Origin of the sequence: Escherichia sp. WS3227_2 (assembly GCF_046486495.1) — a bacterium.
Taxonomy (GTDB): Bacteria; Pseudomonadota; Gammaproteobacteria; order Enterobacterales; family Enterobacteriaceae; genus Escherichia; species Escherichia coli.
In genome coordinates this window covers 1-17,814 of record NZ_JBJQLG010000012.1, presented here as the reverse complement: position 1 = coordinate 17,814, position 17,814 = coordinate 1, and the positions used below count along the sequence as shown (strand labels likewise).

15 protein-coding genes are annotated in these 17,814 nt (G+C 52.9%); 7 read left to right on the top strand and 8 right to left on the bottom strand.

Annotation, left to right across the window (positions count from 1 at the left end; all coding sequences use genetic code 11):
- The first annotated feature begins 9 nt into the window (after nt 1–9).
- Complete coding sequence (tdh, locus tag ACJHXB_RS17105) at nt 10–1,035, top strand: L-threonine 3-dehydrogenase (RefSeq protein WP_000646014.1); 1,026 nt, start codon at nt 10–12, stop codon at nt 1,033–1,035.
- 238 nt (nt 1,036–1,273) lie between these two features.
- Nucleotides 1,274–2,308, top strand: a complete 1,035-nt coding sequence (gene waaH, locus ACJHXB_RS17100) for a UDP-glucuronate:LPS(HepIII) glycosyltransferase (protein WP_000982076.1) — start codon at nt 1,274–1,276, stop codon at nt 2,306–2,308.
- On the opposite strand, the gene ACJHXB_RS17095 is transcribed toward waaH, so the two are convergent.
- Genes ACJHXB_RS17095 through gpmM form a run of 3 tightly spaced genes read right to left on the bottom strand, consistent with a single transcriptional unit; the run spans nt 2,295 to nt 6,095 of the window.
- On the bottom strand, nt 2,295–3,254 hold the full coding sequence (locus ACJHXB_RS17095; RefSeq protein ID WP_000483830.1) for a divergent polysaccharide deacetylase family protein: 960 nt from the start codon (nt 3,252–3,254) through the stop codon (nt 2,295–2,297). The two genes, waaH and ACJHXB_RS17095, sit on opposite strands and share 14 nt — an antisense overlap.
- Before the next feature lie 3 nt (nt 3,255–3,257).
- Entirely contained in the window at nt 3,258–4,517 is a 1,260-nt protein-coding gene (gene envC, locus ACJHXB_RS17090) for a murein hydrolase activator EnvC (RefSeq protein WP_000196270.1), read from the bottom strand.
- A gap of 33 nt (nt 4,518–4,550) precedes the next feature.
- Complete coding sequence (gpmM, locus tag ACJHXB_RS17085; protein WP_000116566.1) at nt 4,551–6,095, bottom strand: 2,3-bisphosphoglycerate-independent phosphoglycerate mutase; 1,545 nt, start codon at nt 6,093–6,095, stop codon at nt 4,551–4,553.
- A 244-nt stretch (nt 6,096–6,339) separates the two neighbouring features.
- Between gpmM and ACJHXB_RS17080 the strand changes: the two genes are divergently transcribed.
- The 5 genes from ACJHXB_RS17080 to cysE all read left to right on the top strand — a co-directional run bounded on the left by ACJHXB_RS17080 (nt 6,340) and on the right by cysE (nt 9,613).
- Complete coding sequence (locus ACJHXB_RS17080; protein WP_001156181.1) at nt 6,340–6,771, top strand: rhodanese-like domain-containing protein; 432 nt, start codon at nt 6,340–6,342, stop codon at nt 6,769–6,771.
- A 141-nt stretch (nt 6,772–6,912) separates the two neighbouring features.
- Nucleotides 6,913–7,164 (top strand): glutaredoxin 3, encoded by a 252-nt coding sequence (grxC, locus tag ACJHXB_RS17075; RefSeq protein ID WP_000024392.1) that lies wholly within the window; start codon nt 6,913–6,915, stop codon nt 7,162–7,164.
- 62 nt (nt 7,165–7,226) lie between these two features.
- Nucleotides 7,227–7,694, top strand: a complete 468-nt coding sequence (gene secB, locus ACJHXB_RS17070) for a protein-export chaperone SecB (RefSeq protein WP_000003377.1) — start codon at nt 7,227–7,229, stop codon at nt 7,692–7,694.
- The gene (gene gpsA / locus ACJHXB_RS17065; RefSeq protein ID WP_001076194.1) at nt 7,694–8,713 is read left to right on the top strand and encodes an NAD(P)H-dependent glycerol-3-phosphate dehydrogenase; all 1,020 of its coding nucleotides are present in this window, start codon (nt 7,694–7,696) and stop codon (nt 8,711–8,713) included. Before secB ends, gpsA begins: the two co-directional genes overlap by 1 nt.
- A gap of 78 nt (nt 8,714–8,791) precedes the next feature.
- Nucleotides 8,792–9,613, top strand: coding sequence for a serine O-acetyltransferase (gene cysE, locus ACJHXB_RS17060; protein WP_001277561.1), 822 nt, complete (start codon nt 8,792–8,794; stop codon nt 9,611–9,613).
- 52 nt (nt 9,614–9,665) lie between these two features.
- Here cysE and trmL read toward each other — a convergent pair whose 3' ends face one another.
- The 5 genes from trmL to ACJHXB_RS17035 all read right to left on the bottom strand — a co-directional run.
- Entirely contained in the window at nt 9,666–10,139 is a 474-nt protein-coding gene (gene trmL / locus ACJHXB_RS17055; protein WP_000932347.1) for a tRNA (uridine(34)/cytosine(34)/5-carboxymethylaminomethyluridine(34)-2'-O)-methyltransferase TrmL, read from the bottom strand.
- A gap of 47 nt (nt 10,140–10,186) precedes the next feature.
- Nucleotides 10,187–11,377 (bottom strand): quinone-dependent L-lactate dehydrogenase, encoded by a 1,191-nt coding sequence (gene lldD, locus ACJHXB_RS17050; RefSeq protein WP_000586942.1) that lies wholly within the window; start codon nt 11,375–11,377, stop codon nt 10,187–10,189.
- Nucleotides 11,374–12,150 carry a transcriptional regulator LldR gene (gene lldR / locus ACJHXB_RS17045; protein ID WP_001304974.1) on the bottom strand — a complete coding sequence of 259 codons (777 nt, stop codon included), beginning with the start codon at nt 12,148–12,150 and terminating at the stop codon, nt 11,374–11,376. The genes lldD and lldR overlap by 4 nt, the downstream gene beginning before the upstream one ends.
- Complete coding sequence (gene lldP, locus ACJHXB_RS17040) at nt 12,150–13,805, bottom strand: L-lactate permease (protein ID WP_410233517.1); 1,656 nt, start codon at nt 13,803–13,805, stop codon at nt 12,150–12,152. Before lldP ends, lldR begins: the two co-directional genes overlap by 1 nt.
- Nucleotides 13,806–14,102: 297 nt before the next feature.
- Nucleotides 14,103–17,814: YadA-like family protein (locus tag ACJHXB_RS17035; protein ID WP_410233516.1), on the bottom strand; the 3,712-nt coding region annotated here is incomplete at its 5' end.

The following is a 17,814-nucleotide window of genomic DNA, read 5'->3' as shown; positions in this document are numbered from 1 at the left end:
GGATGTGAGATGAAAGCGTTATCCAAACTGAAAGCGGAAGAGGGCATCTGGATGACCGACGTTCCTGTACCGGAACTCGGGCATAACGATCTGCTGATTAAAATCCGTAAAACAGCCATCTGCGGGACTGACGTTCACATCTATAACTGGGATGAGTGGTCGCAAAAAACTATCCCGGTGCCGATGGTCGTGGGCCATGAATATGTCGGTGAAGTGGTAGGTATTGGTCAGGAAGTGAAAGGCTTCAAGATTGGCGATCGCGTTTCTGGCGAAGGCCATATCACCTGCGGTCACTGTCGCAACTGTCGTGGCGGTCGTACCCATCTGTGCCGCAACACGATCGGCGTCGGTGTTAACCGTCCGGGCTGCTTCGCCGAGTATCTGGTGATTCCGGCGTTCAACGCCTTCAAAATCCCTGACAATATCTCCGATGATCTGGCTTCCATTTTTGATCCCTTCGGTAACGCCGTGCATACCGCGCTGTCGTTTGATCTGGTGGGCGAGGATGTGCTGGTCTCTGGTGCAGGCCCGATTGGTATTATGGCGGCGGCGGTGGCGAAACACGTTGGTGCACGTAACGTGGTGATTACTGATGTTAACGAATACCGCCTTGAGTTGGCGCGTAAAATGGGTATCACCCGTGCGGTTAACGTCGCTAAAGAGAACCTCAATGATGTGATGGCAGAACTGGGCATGACCGAAGGCTTTGATGTCGGTCTGGAAATGTCCGGTGCGCCGCCAGCGTTTCGTACCATGCTCGACACCATGAACCACGGCGGTCGTATTGCGATGCTGGGTATTCCACCGTCTGATATGTCTATCGACTGGACCAAAGTGATCTTTAAAGGATTGTTCATTAAAGGTATTTACGGTCGTGAGATGTTTGAAACCTGGTACAAGATGGCGGCGCTGATTCAGTCTGGCCTCGATCTTTCGCCGATCATTACCCATCGTTTCTCTATCGATGATTTCCAGAAGGGCTTTGACGCCATGCGTTCGGGCCAGTCCGGGAAAGTTATCCTGAGCTGGGATTAACACAAACAAGGGCTGGTATTCCAGCCCTTTTTCCTGAGGATAATCTGTTAAATATGTAAAATGCTGTCAGTAAAATAAAGAATGGGTAATTGCGCTGATCTCTTATATAGCTGTTCTCATTATCTCTCTACCCTGAAGTGACTCTCTCACCTGTAAAAATAATATCTCACAGGCTTAATAGTTTCTTAATACAAAGCCTGTAAAACGTCAGGATAACTTCAGAGGTCGTCGGTAATTTATGATGAACAGCACCAATAAACTTAGTGTTATTATCCCGTTATATAATGCGGGCGATGATTTCCGCACGTGTATGGAATCTTTAATTACGCAAACCTGGACTGCTCTGGAAATCATTATTATTAACGATGGTTCAACGGATAATTCTGTTGAAATAGCAAAGCATTACGCAGAAAACTATCCGCACGTTCGTTTGTTGCATCAGGCGAATGCTGGCGCATCGGTGGCGCGTAATCGTGGGATCGAGGCGGCGACGGGCAAATATGTCGCTTTTGTCGATGCTGACGATGAGGTGTATCCCACCATGTACGAAACGCTGATGACCATGGCGTTAGAGGACGACCTCGACGTGGCGCAGTGCAACGCTGACTGGTGTTTTCGTGAAACGGGAGAAACCTGGCAATCCATCCCCACCGATCGCCTTCGCTCAACCGGCGTATTAACCGGCCCGGATTGGTTGCGGATGGGGCTTTCTTCCCGCCGTTGGACTCACGTTGTCTGGATGGGGATTTATCGCCGCGATGTTATTGTAAAAAATAACATTAAATTTATTGCCGGATTACATCATCAGGATATTGTCTGGACAACAGAATTCATGTTTAACGCGCTGCGTGCGCGATATACCGAGCAATCGTTATATAAATATTATCTGCATAATACGTCAGTGAGTCGGTTGAACAGACAAGGGAATAAAAACCTTAATTATCAACGTCACTATATTAAGATTACCCGCCTGCTAGAGAAATTAAATCGAAATTATGCCGACAAAATTACGATTTATCCGGAATTTCATCAGCAAATAACTTACGAAGCATTGCGTGTTTGCCATGCGGTGCGCAAAGAGCCGGATATTATTACCCGCCAACGGATGATTGCCGAGATATTTACTTCCGGTATGTATAAGCGCCTGATTACCAATGTGCGCAGCGTGAAGGTGGGTTATCAGGCGTTACTGTGGTCTTTCCGCTTATGGCAATGGCGCGACAAAACGCGGTCGCACCATCGCATTACGCGTAGCGCCTTTAATTTACGCTAGCGTTAAGCTTCGCCGCTTCAGGCTGTTTGCCCCAGCCTTGCCACTGATGCTGGAAGTAAACGATCAGCGTGCTCTGGCTGATGCTTTCGCTTAATACTTCAAAGAAGCGATTAGCATAAACAGGTTCTATCGGTTTCTTCGGTTTGCAGAGCTTCACGCCACGGAACGGATTACGCGGTGTGTCGGGCACAGTGTTTTTCGGCGGTGTAGACGTATCAACCTGCGGTTCATTCAGCAAGCTGCTGGCTTTCACCAGCGTAATGTCTGGCGGCAGGTTATAAACCATCTGTTGTAACACGCGTACCGTTGAAGGGTGAGGATGCCCAATGGCAATGGTCGAACCGTTGCGACGTGCCAGGTCAATTGCGCGATTGAATTGCACACGGATGTCCGCTTCATTTTGCGAATCGTCGAGGAACACTTTCCGTTTGATCACCTTCACGCCAGTGCCTTGCGCTGCGCGCATCGCCTGGGTATTACCGATGGTTACGCTGTCGAGGAAGTAAAGATTGTAACGCTCCAGCGCCTGCATCACTTTCTGCATACCAAACAGGTTAGAGGTCATCTTGCTGCCCATGTGGTTGTTGATCCCCACGGCATAGGGCACGTTATTGACCGCACTACGAATAATGCGCTCAATTTCGTCGCTGCTCATCTCCGGGCGTAGCGTATTTTTCTCCAGCGGCTGTTTACTCAGTGGTGCCATCGGTAGATGAATCAACACTTCGTGACCGCTGTTATGCGCTTTGGTCGCCATCTCTCTGGCGTGCGGTGAATCGGGTAATACAGCGACGGAGATAGCGGAAGGCATCGCCAGCACCTGGTTTTCGTTGTGCGGGCGATACCCAAAATCATCAATGACGATGGCAAGCTTGCCAGCAATTACGGGGGAGGAGAGCGCCAACAGAGCGGCAAATGCAAGAACGTTACGACGAAATGGAAACAAAACTTATCTTCCCAACCACGGCTGTGGATTGACCGCCTGACCCTGGCGGCGAATTTCGAAATAGAGTGAAGGCCGACCCTGACCGCCACTGCTGCCCACCAGTGCAATCGGCTGGCCCGCGCGAATCTGCGAACCAACGCTCACCAGTGCGCTCTGATTATAGCCGTAAAGACTCATGTCGCCTTTACCATGCTCAACCACCACCACCAGACCGTAGCCTTGCAGCCAGTCAGCCAGAATCACCCGACCGTCGGCAATTGCTTTAACTTCAGTACCTTCAGAGGCACCGATAACCATTCCTTTCCAGCGTAATTCGCCCTGTAGCTGCTCGCCATAGCGATGCAGCGTCGGCCCGCGAACTGGCCAGAATGCCTGACCACGCGGCGCACCCAGGCCACCAGTTCGGGACATCAGCGATTTTTCGCTTTCGGTCGGTTTGTAGGTGGTGCCTTTGCGCGTCGCTTCTTTCTGGCGGTCGCGAACCGCCTGGGCCTCACGCGCTTCTCGTTCAGCACGCGCTTTCGCCGCGGCTTCCGCACGGGCAATGCTGTTACGCAGACGGGATTCGTTGGCGCGCAGCTCGCTCAACTGTTGCTGACCTTGCTGGATGGAAGACTCCAGCCCTGCCAGCGTCTTTTTACGTTCGTTCAGCGCCTGGGTCAGCTTCGCCTGTTGGGCGCGCTGCTCATACAACAGCGTTTGTTGCTCGCTCTGTTTCTCTTCCAGCTCGGCGCGTTGCATAGCGACTTCTTCACGCGTTTGTTTCAACTGAGCAATGGTTTCTTGTCGCGCCTGGTTGAGATAGCCGAAATAAGCCTGTAAACGCTGTCCACGCTGGCTTTCTTCACCGCTGAGAATCAGCTGAATACCGGTATGCTCGCCCTGACGGAATGCGGCATCCAGTTGTGCGGCGAGGCTGCGCTCCTGGGCGGCTTTTTGCTGCTCCAGTTTGGCAATCGACGCGTTCATCTCATCAATCTGTTTATTCAGTTGATTGAGCGTGTTTTGCGTTTCGCGCAGCTTACGGGTGGCTTCCGAGATCGCTTCTTCCTGCTTTTTCAACTGAGCAAGCAGGCTGGAGCGTTGTTGTTGCTTTTGGCGTACCGCGCGCTCTTTCGCGGCGATATCTGCCTGAATAGATTTGAGTTGGTCACGCTCATCCGCGTGGGCGGAAAAGGCGCACAACAATACGCCAGCGCTAAGAACGCTGGCGTAGATGATGGGCCTGATTGCAAACCTGCGCGGTTTCACGGCCCGTGTCATGGTATTAATCGCCTTTCCCCTCATGGGGAGGGATTATTCCACGATGAACAGCGGCTTACCAGTCATCTCTTGCGGGATTTCCATACCCATCAGCGACAACATGGTCGGCGCGATGTCAGAAAGTTTGCCGCCTTCAACCGCTTTCACGTTCTTATCACCAACATAAATCAGCGGAACTGGCAGGTTGGTGTGTGCCGTGTGTGCCTGACCCGTTGCCGGATCGCGCATCTGTTCAGCGTTACCGTGGTCAGCGGTGATCAGCAGTTGTCCACCCACGGACTCAACTGCTTTCGCGACTTCTTCCACGCAGTGATCCAGCGCTTCAACCGCTTTAACCGCCGCTTCCATCACCCCGGTGTGACCTACCATGTCGCCGTTCGGATAGTTACAGATAATGGTGTCGTATTTGCCGCTCTTGATTGCCGCAACCAGTTTTTCGGTCAGCTCTGCGGAGCTCATTTCCGGTTGCAGATCGTAGGTAGCCACTTTCGGTGAGTTGATCAGAATGCGATCTTCGCCTTTGAACGACTCTTCTACGCCACCGTTGAAGAAGAAAGTAACGTGGGCATATTTTTCGGTTTCGGAAATACGTAACTGAGTTTTGTCGTTTTTCGCCATCCACTCGCCGAAGGTGTTAACCAGGGAAGCGGGTGGGTAAGCAACCGCAGTTTTGATGTCAGCGGCGTATTCGGTCAGCATCACGAAATCGACGTTAACCACTTTCTTACGCGCGAAGCCATCGAAATCAGCGTTCACGAATGCACGAGTGATTTCACGTGCGCGGTCAGCACGGAAGTTCATGAAAATCAGCGCATCGCCGTCTTCCATTGCCGCGTCTGGCTGACCTTCTGCACGGATAACGGTCGCTTTCACGAATTCGTCGTTTTCGTCGCGAGCATAAGCAGCCTGCAAACCAGCAACGGCGGTATCGGCCTGGAACTCACCCTGCGCCAGAGTTAGCAGGTCATAAGCTTTTTCAACGCGATCCCAACGGTTATCGCGGTCCATGGCGTAGTAACGACCAATGATGGACGCTACGCGGCCTTTGCCCAGTGCGGCAAATTTTTCTTCGAATTTTTTCAGCGAGGATTCGGCACTGCGCGGTGGAGTGTCGCGACCGTCAAGGAATGCGTGCAGGTAGATTTTTTCTGCGCCGCGTTCAGCGGCCAGTTCTACCATCGCCATGATGTGATCTTCGTGGCTGTGTACGCCGCCTGCGGACAGCAGACCCATAATGTGAACTGCTTTGCCTGCGTTTTTCGCTTTATCTACCGCGCCAGTCAGTACCGGGTTAGCGAAGAAAGCGCGATCTTTGATTTCAACGTCCAGACGAGTCAGGTCCTGATACACGATGCGGCCGGCACCCAGGTTAACGTGGCCTACTTCGGAGTTACCCATCTGACGGTCAGGCAGACCGACTTCCAGACCGGAAGCGTCGATCAGGGTATGCGGACGATTGGCCCACAGTGCATCCATTACCGGGGTTTTAGCACTAAAAATGGCGTTATCCTGCTGTTCTTCACGATAGCCATAGCCATCCAGAATCACCAGTACCATAGGTTTTTTAGAAACCGACATTGCGACAACCTCATACTCAAGAGTCAAAATTTGCGTAATTTTACTACAGCTGAATCGATAAAATAGCCTCTGAAGATCAAAATATACGACCGCTCGCAGCAAGCCGATGCCAGATTTGCGCTTTTTTTTCGTCGCGCCCCGCAAAATTGCATTCCAGTTAACGCGCTGGCTGTATTTGCCGCACCGCGCAGGTATACTCCTTTCCTGGTTTTTTTAATCACTACGTCGGGAGTTGTTACCCCCCATGCAAGAAATTATGCAATTTGTTGGCCGTCATCCCATACTGAGTATCGCCTGGATCGCGTTACTGGTGGCGGTTCTTGTGACTACGTTTAAGAGCCTGACCTCGAAAGTGAAGGTGATTACTCGTGGTGAAGCTACGCGTCTGATCAACAAAGAAGACGCTGTGGTTGTGGATTTACGTCAGCGTGATGACTTCCGTAAAGGCCATATCGCAGGTTCTATCAACCTGTTGCCGAGCGAAATCAAAGCCAACAATGTTGGTGAGCTTGAGAAGCACAAAGACAAACCGGTTATCGTGGTAGACGGTTCTGGCATGCAGTGCCAGGAGCCTGCAAACGCGCTGACGAAAGCTGGTTTTGCGCAAGTATTCGTGCTGAAAGAGGGCGTTGCTGGCTGGGCTGGCGAAAACTTACCTCTGGTGCGCGGCAAATAATTTACCTGTCGTCTTTCATGATGCAGGCCGTTAGCTGCAATTAGGCCCCCAGCGACTTATTGTTATAAGCTTCTGGGGACACTCCATTTTGCAGCCGCCCTGCAACATGAAATTTCAGGGTAAAAAAACAGGAGCTAAGTTATGGCCAATGTTGAAATCTATACCAAAGAAACCTGCCCGTATTGCCATCGTGCGAAAGCACTGCTGAGCAGCAAGGGCGTGAGTTTTCAGGAGTTGCCGATCGATGGCAACGCCGCTAAGCGTGAAGAGATGATCAAACGCAGCGGGCGCACCACGGTTCCCCAGATTTTTATTGACGCACAGCACATTGGCGGCTGTGATGACTTGTATGCATTGGATGCACGTGGTGGACTGGATCCCCTGCTGAAATAACGTGTGAACGTTGGCATTACATTGCGCAGTATTTAAGGACAACACTTAAGGGTTTTCTACACATGTCAGAACAAAACAACACCGAAATGACTTTCCAGATCCAACGTATTTATACCAAGGATATTTCTTTCGAAGCGCCGAACGCGCCGCACGTTTTCCAGAAAGATTGGCAGCCAGAAGTTAAACTTGATCTGGATACGGCATCTTCTCAACTGGCAGATGACGTTTACGAAGTGGTACTGCGTGTTACCGTAACGGCCTCCCTGGGCGAAGAAACCGCGTTCCTGTGTGAAGTTCAGCAGGGCGGTATTTTCTCCATCGCGGGTATCGAAGGCACCCAGATGGCACATTGCCTGGGTGCATACTGCCCGAACATTCTGTTCCCGTATGCTCGTGAGTGCATCACCAGCATGGTATCCCGCGGTACATTCCCGCAACTGAACCTTGCGCCGGTTAACTTCGATGCGCTGTTCATGAACTATTTGCAGCAGCAGGCTGGCGAAGGTACTGAAGAACATCAGGATGCCTGATGAACCAACGTAATGCTTCAATGACTGTGATCGGTGCCGGCTCGTACGGCACCGCTCTTGCCATCACCCTGGCAAGAAATGGCCACGAGGTTGTCCTCTGGGGCCATGACCCTGAACATATCGCAACGCTTGAACGCGACCGCTGTAACGCCGCGTTTCTCCCCGATGTGCCTTTTCCCGATACGCTCCATCTTGAAAGCGATCTCGCCACTGCGCTGGCAGCCAGCCGTAATATTCTCGTCGTCGTACCCAGCCATGTCTTTGGTGAAGTGCTGCGTCAGATTAAACCGCTGATGCGTCCTGATGCGCGTCTGGTGTGGGCGACCAAAGGTCTGGAAGCGGAAACCGGGCGTCTGTTGCAGGACGTGGCGCGTGAGGCGTTAGGCGATCAAATTCCGCTGGCGGTTATCTCTGGCCCAACGTTTGCGAAAGAACTGGCGGCAGGTTTACCGACGGCTATTTCGCTGGCCTCGACCGACCAGACCTTTGCCGATGATCTCCAGCAGCTGCTGCACTGCGGCAAAAGTTTCCGCGTTTACAGCAACCCGGATTTCATTGGCGTGCAGCTTGGCGGCGCGGTGAAAAACGTCATCGCCATTGGCGCGGGGATGTCCGACGGTATCGGTTTTGGTGCGAATGCGCGTACGGCGCTGATCACCCGTGGGCTGGCTGAAATGTCGCGTCTTGGTGCGGCGCTGGGGGCCGATCCTGCCACCTTTATGGGCATGGCGGGGCTGGGCGATTTGGTGCTGACCTGTACCGACAACCAGTCGCGTAACCGCCGTTTTGGCATGATGCTCGGTCAGGGCATGGATGTACAAAGCGCGCAGGAGAAGATTGGTCAGGTGGTTGAAGGCTACCGCAATACGAAAGAAGTCCGCGAACTGGCGCATCGCTTCGGCGTTGAAATGCCAATAACCGAGGAAATTTATCAAGTATTATATTGCGGAAAAAACGCGCGCGAGGCAGCATTGACGTTATTAGGTCGTGCACGCAAGGACGAGCGCAGCAGCCACTAATCCCAGGGAACTTTGTTACCGCTATGACCCGGCCCGCGCAGAACGGGCCGGTCATTATCTCATCGTGTGGAGTAAGCAATGTCGTGTGAAGAACTGGAAATTGTCTGGAACAATATTAAAGCTGAAGCCAGAACCCTGGCGGACTGTGAGCCAATGCTGGCCAGTTTTTACCACGCGACGCTACTCAAGCACGAAAACCTGGGCAGTGCACTGAGCTACATGCTGGCGAACAAGCTGTCATCGCCAATTATGCCTGCCATTGCTATCCGCGAAGTGGTGGAAGAAGCCTACGCCGCCGACCCGGAAATGATCGCCTCTGCGGCCTGTGATATTCAGGCGGTGCGTACCCGCGACCCGGCAGTCGATAAATATTCGACGCCATTGTTATATCTGAAAGGTTTTCATGCCTTGCAGGCCTATCGTATCGGTCACTGGCTGTGGAATCAGGGCCGCCGCGCACTGGCAATCTTTCTGCAAAACCAGGTTTCTGTGACGTTCCAGGTTGATATTCACCCGGCAGCAAAAATTGGCCGCGGTATCATGCTTGACCATGCGACGGGCATCGTCGTCGGTGAAACGGCGGTGATTGAAAACGACGTATCGATTCTGCAATCTGTGACGCTTGGCGGTACGGGTAAATCTGGTGGCGACCGTCATCCGAAAATTCGTGAAGGTGTGATGATTGGCGCGGGCGCGAAAATCCTCGGCAATATTGAAGTTGGGCGCGGCGCGAAGATTGGCGCAGGTTCCGTGGTGCTGCAACCGGTGCCGCCGCATACCACCGCCGCTGGCGTTCCGGCACGCATTGTCGGCAAGCCGGATAGCGATAAACCGTCAATGGATATGGATCAGCATTTCAACGGTATTAACCATACGTTTGAATATGGGGATGGGATCTGACGTCCTGTGATTGTGCCGGATGCGATGTAATCATCTATCCGGCATACAGTAACTAATCTCTCAACACCGCTCCCGGATATCCCAGCTGCCGCCAGGCTTCATACACCACGACCGACACCGCATTGGACAGGTTCATGCTGCGGCTGTCCGGCACCATTGGAATGCGAATTTTTTGTTCAGCGGGCAGGGCATCAAGAATGCTTGCTGGCAGGCCGCGTGTTTCCGGGCCGAACATCAGATAATCGCCATCCTGATAGCTTACGGCGCTGTGAGCAGGCGTACCTTTCGTGGTGAGGGCAAACAGGCGCTGGGGATTTTCTGCTTCGAGGAACGCGCGATAGTCATGATGACGCGTAACGGCGGTAAACTCGTGATAGTCCAGCCCCGCGCGGCGCAGGCGCTTATCGTCCCAGGCAAATCCCATTGGTTCGATGATATGCAGACGAAAGCCGGTATTAGCGCAAAGACGGATGATGTTGCCAGTATTTGGCGGAATTTCTGGTTCGTAAAGTACGATGTTTAGCATACTGCCCCCTTAGTGCGGGGGCAGGATAGCAGATATTCGTCTAACCCTTAAGCTGCATTCCCTTTCGCCATCGGAGCTAGTGCCGCAGGCAATTCTTTACCCAGCCCCTGCACCAGCGAATCTTGCGTAATTTCGCTAATCGATTTCGCGCCAGTCAGCGTCATTGCCACTTTCATCTCTTTTTCGATTAGATTAAGCAGATTTGCCACGCCCGCCTGGCCCGCTGTTGCCAGCGCATACAGGAAAGCACGACCCAGCAGTACGGTGTCGGCACCGAGCGCAATCATACGCACGACATCAAGCCCGTTACGAATCCCGCTATCTGCCAGAATGGCAATATCACCTTTCACCGCATCCGCAATAGCGGGCAATGCACGAGCGGAAGAGAGTACACCGTCCAGCTGGCGGCCACCGTGGTTAGAAACCACAATCCCATCAGCACCAAAACGTACTGCATCGCGCGCATCTTCCGGATCGAGGATCCCTTTGATCACCATCGGGCCATCCCAGAAATCGCGGATCCACTCAAGGTCTTTCCATGAGATGGACGGATCGAAGTTATTCCCCAGCCAGCCGATGTAATCTTCCAGTCCGGTCGGTTTGCCGAGGTAAGCCGAAATATTACCTAAATCATGTGGACGACCGTTCAGGCCCACATCCCACGCCCATTGCGGATGCGTCACCGCCTGCAAATAGCGGCGCATTGCCGCGTTCGGGCCGCTCATCCCAGAATGTGCATCACGGTAACGTGCGCCCGGTGTCGGCATATCCACGGTGAAAACCAGCGTCGAACAACCCGCTGCTTTTGCTCGCTCCAGCGCGTTACGCATAAAGCCGCGATCGCGCAGCACATAAAGCTGGAACCACATCGGACGTTTGATAGCTGGAGCGACTTCTTCAATCGGGCAAACGGAAACCGTCGAGAGAGTAAACGGAATACCATGCGCATCCGCCGCTTTGGCAGCCTGAACTTCGCCACGACGCGCATACATGCCACACAAACCCACCGGAGCCAGCGCCACCGGCATCGACAATTTCTCATTAAACAGCGTCGTTTCCAGGCTTAAGTCAGACATGTTTTTCAGAATACGCTGGCGCAGCGCCACTTCTGACAAATCATCCACGTTGCGGCGCAGCGTGTATTCAGAATATGCACCCCCATCCATATAGTGGAACAGGAACGGCGGCAGAATGCGTTGTGCTGCGGCGCGATAATCGCTGGCTGCGGAAATAATCATGCGTTTTTCTCCCTCGAATGCTCATTATGGTCACCAGGCAGGCGGGTAATGCGTGCATGGCGAGCTTGATCTTCATCGAATCGTTTCATGGTGGTGTGAACAAAGCTAAGGTGCGCCATCATTGCTTTACGCGCCCCGTCAGCATCACCGGCAAAAATGGCGTCAATGACTGCCTGATGTTGTTCGGTCAGCTGTGAAAAAACCGGGGGTACCAGATACATCCGCTGGCGGCTATGCTTCACAGAGGATTGCAGGACATCGAAGAAACCGCGCATGGTTTGCAGCAGCACGATGTTATGTGAGGCTTCGGCAATCGCCAGATGAAAACGAACGTCCGCTTGTGAGGCGAGATCCGGGTCTTCACTTAGCGTTGCTTCAAAGCAAAGCTGAATTTTCTCTTTTTCGCCTGGTGTGGCGCGCATTGCCGCATGCCACGCGGTGCTGGCTTCAATGGCGTAGCGGGCTTCCAGAATATCGAAACTGTAATCCGGATCATCGGCCATCAGCGTTTTCAGCGGCTGGACGATGTTTTGCTCCGACCATGTGTCATGACGCCAGCGAATAAACGTCCCGCCGCCGCGTCGACTAAGCAGCACGCCTTCGCTCACCAGTTTTGCCAGCGCCTCGCGCAGTGAATTACGCGATACGCCGAGTTGCATCGCCAGTTGACGTTCAGCGGGCAACTTCATGCCCGCCTCCAGGTTTTTTTCATCAATCAGCGCCCGCACACGATCGGCAACCTCGTCTGACAGGCGTCTGGGTAAAACAATCATTAAGGAATCATCCACGTTAAGACATAAGCCTGAAGCGTGGTGATCACGCCCACCATACAGGTGAAGATCAGGCTGTGTTTGACGGTAAAGCGGAACAGATCTGACTCTTTGCCTACCAGGCCTACCGCCGCACAGGCGATAGCGATAGATTGCGGAGAGATCATCTTACCGGTGACACCACCGGTGGTGTTGGCGGCAACCAACAATAGGTCAGAAACGCCAATTTGTTGTGCTGCAGTGGCTTGCAGGGCGGCGAACAGGGCGTTAGATGAGGTATCCGATCCGGTCAGGAAGACACCAAGCCAGCCGAGGAACGGCGAGAAGAAGGTGAATGCATGGCCGGTGTGCGCCAGTGCCAGCGCCAGCGTTGATGACAGTCCGGAATAGTTCGAGATAAAAGCGAACGCCAGCACCATACCGATGGAGTAGATAGGCAGAGCCAGTTCTTTCAGCGTGCTGCCGAAGGTGCTGATAGCGTCAGATGGTTTCATCTTCAGCCAGACAATCGAGAGCAGGGCAGAAAAAAGAATGGCGGTACCGGTGGCAGAGAACCAGTCGAACTTAAACACGGCGGCATACGCTGTCGCTTCGCTGACCACTGGCGGCATACGGGCAACCAGTTTATCGAGGTACGGCACCGGAATATTGATCACCCATTCATACAGCGCACCACCCGAAGCGAACAGGGCTTTAAACGGTGGAATACTCCACAGCGTTACGGTGGCGGTCAGGAACAGGAACGGTGTCCAGGCGCGAAGCACCTGACCTGCGGTGTAACCGGTGTGAGCCAGCGTCATATCAACCTGTGACGCCCCCAAGTCACCGAAGCGGAATACGCGCACTGGTTGCCAGCGTTTGAGGAACAGCGTCAGGCAGAGCAGTGATACCAGCGAAGAGATAATGTCTGGCAGTTCCGGCCCAATGAAGTTAGAGCTGAGGTATTGAGCAATGGCAAACGAACCACCTGCAACCACGACCGCAGGCCACGTCTCTTTGATACCGCGCCAACCGTCCATAATCGCCATGATCCAGAACAGCACGATAATGGTCATAAACGGCAGCTGACGCCCCACCATCTGACCAATCTCAAAGCTGTCGATGCCTGTTACCTGCCCGGCGACCAGAATCGGAATACCCATCGCGCCAAATGCCACTGGCGCGGTGTTAACAATCAGGCACAGCCCGGCGGCGTACAGCGGTTTAAAGCCCAGGCCGACCAGCAATGCGGCGGTAATTGCTACCGGTGCGCCAAAGCCTGCGGCTCCTTCAAGGAAAGCGCCGAAACAGAAACCGACGATCAGCATTTGCAGGCGCTGGTCAGGGGTTATCGAAAGAATAGACGAGCGGATGATGTCAAACTGCCCGGTTTTCACCGAGATCTTATAGACGAACACCGCTGCAATAATGATCCACGCGATGGGCCACAAACCGTAGAAGAAGCCATAAATCACCGAGGCCAGCGCGTTAGCGACCGGCATTTTATAGAACAGCAAAGCCACGGCAAGGGCGATTGCCACCGTCCATGAGGCGGCGACATAACCTTTGAGTTTGAGCTTAATCAGCGCAAAGAAGAAAAACAGGATGGGAAGCGATGCTATCAGACTGGAAAGCCAGATATTCCCGGCGGGATCGTAGTTTTGTTGCCAGAGATTCATTGCAGGTCTCCTGGAGTCCACGCACATCGTGTAATGAGTCTGATGCTCATCTCCTTGTCACACGTTGTGTAAAAGTGGTACTGCCAATTGTGTTGTGTAGGGATAATGACAATGAATGGTTAACTAAATGTTATGCATTGGCAACATTGATGTGAGTTTTAATTGGGGAATTGTGAACCAGAGGTCAGATAAGCGAAGAATTGGTAGGGCCAATTCTTGGTGGAGGGAGATGTCTGGTAAAGAAAAGGGCAATCCTCATCAGAGAATTGCCCTTAGTCACACTAAGTTAATGGATCATTACCACTGAATACCGGCACCGAGCGCGGCGGAGTATTCACCCTGGCTATTGGTACTACCTTGTAATTTGTAGACCCAACGACCATTGGCGCTCACCATCGACACACCTAAAGCAACAGCCGATTCACCATTGTAAGTACCGCCACCAATAGAGGCCATGCTGGCACCTGGAGTGTAAGCCTGCGGCAGACCGGTCATTGCCATTGCAGAAGCGATACCACCGCTCAACTTGCTTTCGGTTTTGGACAGTTTGTTATCCATCTCAACCATCCGCTGATCGGTATATTGCTTCGTTTCCTGCACGCTTTGCTTCAGCTGCGCATAGTTCACTGCGTCGTTGTTGTTGACGCCAGCGGAGACGTTGTTGATGCGAGTCGTACCGCCATTACCACCACCGAGAGTGATGTTGCTGTAGTCTATAGAACCATCAGCTTTGGTGTCGTAACGAACGCCGCCTGCCTCAGAAGACTTCAGCTGCGAAACGTTAACCGCATCGGTGGCATTAACACCTGCAGCAACGTTGGTGATACGACGCTGGTTGGTAGAAGAACCCACAGAGATGGTGTTTTCTTCGTTGGCCACGGAACCGGTACCCAGCGCGACGCTGTTGTCAGCGGCAGCAATGGAACCAGAACCAATCGCAACACTATCTTTACCCTGCGCGTTGGCATCTACGCCATCGGTGTTGGTCTTGAAGTATTTGGTGCTACCGGTGGTTACGATATCGCCAATGCCGTTTTCGATATTGGTAACGCGAGTATCCAGATTCGTCACCTGATTGTTCAGGTTAGTAATGCTCTGGGTATTTTGCGCTACGCGCTCATCAGTGACTTTCAACTGACCTACGTTAACCGCATCGGTATCCGCTGAACCAGCCGCGACGTTGGTGATCTGACGTTGACCGTCTTCGCTGCCGACAGAGAATTCACCGACAGAATTCTGCGGCGCGTCCATGTTGTAGGCGGTGTAGTCAGTCTGCGCACCACGGGTGGTCTGGGAACCACTACCCATCGCAATACTGTTTGCATGATTTGCACTCGCGTTGCTACCGATAGCAATACCGTTGATTGCATCAGTTAACACCAGAGTGTTCAGGCCAATACCGATCCCTGCATCACCATTAACAATGGTTTTCGCACCCATTGCCAGCGAGTCTTCACCGACAGCCAGTGAATCTTCAGCTGTTGAGTTAGCGTGGAAGTATTTGGTCGGCGTGGTAGCGACTGCACCAATGGCATTTTGCAACTGGCGAACCGTAACGGCGTCATGGGCTTCGGAACCATCGGCTACGTTGATGATTTGACGATATTTACCGTCATCACCAATAGACAACGCACCAAGTAGTTCGCCATCCGTGGTGTCATAACCAATCACAACACCTTCTTCCGACACGCTGGTGTCACGAGAACCTTTAACTATTACACGGCTGGAAACGGAACTGCTACCCAGGGCGATACCCGTATCAACGGAGCTGCTGCTACCTTGACCAATGGCTACGCTGCTTTCGCCTGAGGCGACAGCGTTATAACCCACAGCCGTAGCGCCAATACCTGAAGCGCTGGCATCGTTGAACGCTAAGCCGTTGTCGTTGGTACGTACATAGTTAATGCCCGCACCGTTATCTTCGATGTAGGTTTCGCTGGTGTTACCGGCAAGCTGATTGATGATTTCGCTGTTCTGCTGGATCAGCATATTGGTGTTAAACAGCTGAGAACCGTTGATGGCGTCAGTGCTGCCTTCGCCAATGTTACCATCAGCAACATTTGTGATGATGCTGGCCTTGCCGTCATGGCTGGCGTTGTAGGCACCTGCGCCGTCATTGGCTGTTGCATCCCACAGCAGAGCGTTATCGTCGAGCGCATCCAGGGCGTCACCGACGTTGTTGTACTCGGCATTTGCAATGGTGTAAGTCGGCGCAGTAATAGAACCATCAGCGTTAACTTCTGCGTCACCACCCAGGGCATCGGCAATGTACTTGTTGGTGGTATACAGTTGTGAACCGTTAATGGCATCGCTGCTGGTGGCAGAGATTGCACCGTTAGCGACGTTAGTGATTACACTGGCTGTTTTATCTTTTCCGTGAGCGGCGCTAAATGCACCATTGCCATCATTGGCTGTTGCATCCCACAACAGAGCGTCATCCAGCGTGGTATCGATCGCTTCCAGCGCGTCACCGACGTTGCTGTAACTGCCGCCAGCGATGGCATAAGTCGGTGCGGTGATTGTGCCGTCAGCATTGACTTCTGCGTCACCACCCAGAGTATCGGCAATGTACTTGCTGGTGTCATAGAGCTGTGAGCCGTTAATAGCGTCGCTGCTGGTAGAGGAAATTGCACCGTCTGCAACATTAGTAATGATGCTGGCCGTGTTATCTTTTCCGCGACCGGCGCTAAACGCACCGTCACCGCCCTTGGCGGTCGCATCCCAGAGTAGGGCATCACCGAGTGATGTGCTAAATGACGTGTTAATGGCAGCCAGAGCATCACCGACGTTATTGTAGTCAGTACCACCAATAGTGTAGGTTGGCCCGGTTAATACACCCGCATCACTGATATCAGCACCACCGCCAAGGTATGACGTAAATGAATCAGCTAAGCCATAAAGTTGTGAGCCATTAATGGCGTCAGTGCTATCAGAGGATACAGTGCCTGCCAGTAAGTTGGTGATTTTGCTGTCAGTACCGTTGGTGCCGTGTTTGGCACTGAATGCACCCGCCGTAGCGTTCCACAGCAGAGAGTCATCACCGAGACTGTCAACAGCGTCAGTCAGGTTGGTGATGTTGGTGGTATTCGTGGCGATATTGGTGGTGTTGGTTGCCACATTATCGTTGGTGGTTTTGAGCTGAGAGCCGTTAACCGCGTCAGTGCTGCCAGCCGTCAGGTCACCGTCTTTGACGTTAGTGATTTTGCTGGTGGCATCAGTACCGTGTGCGGCACTGAATGCCCCCGCCGTAGCGTTCCACAGCAGGGAATCGTCACCGAGACTGTCAACAGCGTCAGTCAGGTTGGTGATGTTGGTGGTATTCGTGGCGATATTGGTGGTGTTGGTTGCCACATTATCGTTGGTGGTTTTGAGCTGAGAGCCGTTAACCGCGTCAGTGCTGCCAGCCGTCAGGTCACCGTCTTTGACGTTAGTGATTTTGCTGGTGGCATCAGTACCGTGTGCGGCACTGAATGCCCCCGCCGTAGCGTTCCACAGCAGGGAATCGTCACCGAGACTGTCAACAGCGTCAGTCAGGTTGGTGATGTTGGTGGTGTTCGTGGCGATATTGGTGGTGTTGGCTGCCACAGCATCGTTAGTGGTTTTGAGCTGAGAGCCGTTAACCGCGTCAGTGCTGCCAGCCGTCAGGTCACCGTCTTTGACGTTAGTGATTTTGCTGGTGGCATCAGTACCGTGCGCGGCGCTGAATGCTTTCGCTGCATCATTCCACAGCAGAGAGTCATCACCGAGACTGTCAACAGCGTCAGTCAGGTTGGTGATGTTGGTGGTGTTAGTGGCGATATTGGTGGTGTTGGCTGTCACGGCATCGTTAGTGGTTTTTAGCTGAGAGCCGTTAACCGCGTCAGTGCTGCCAGCCGTCAGGTCACCGTCTTTGACGTTGGTGATTTTGCTGGTGGCATCAGTACCGTGCGCGGCGCTGAATGCTTTCGCTGCATCATTCCACAGCAGAGAGTCATCACCGAGACTGTCAACAGCGTCAGTCAGGTTGGTG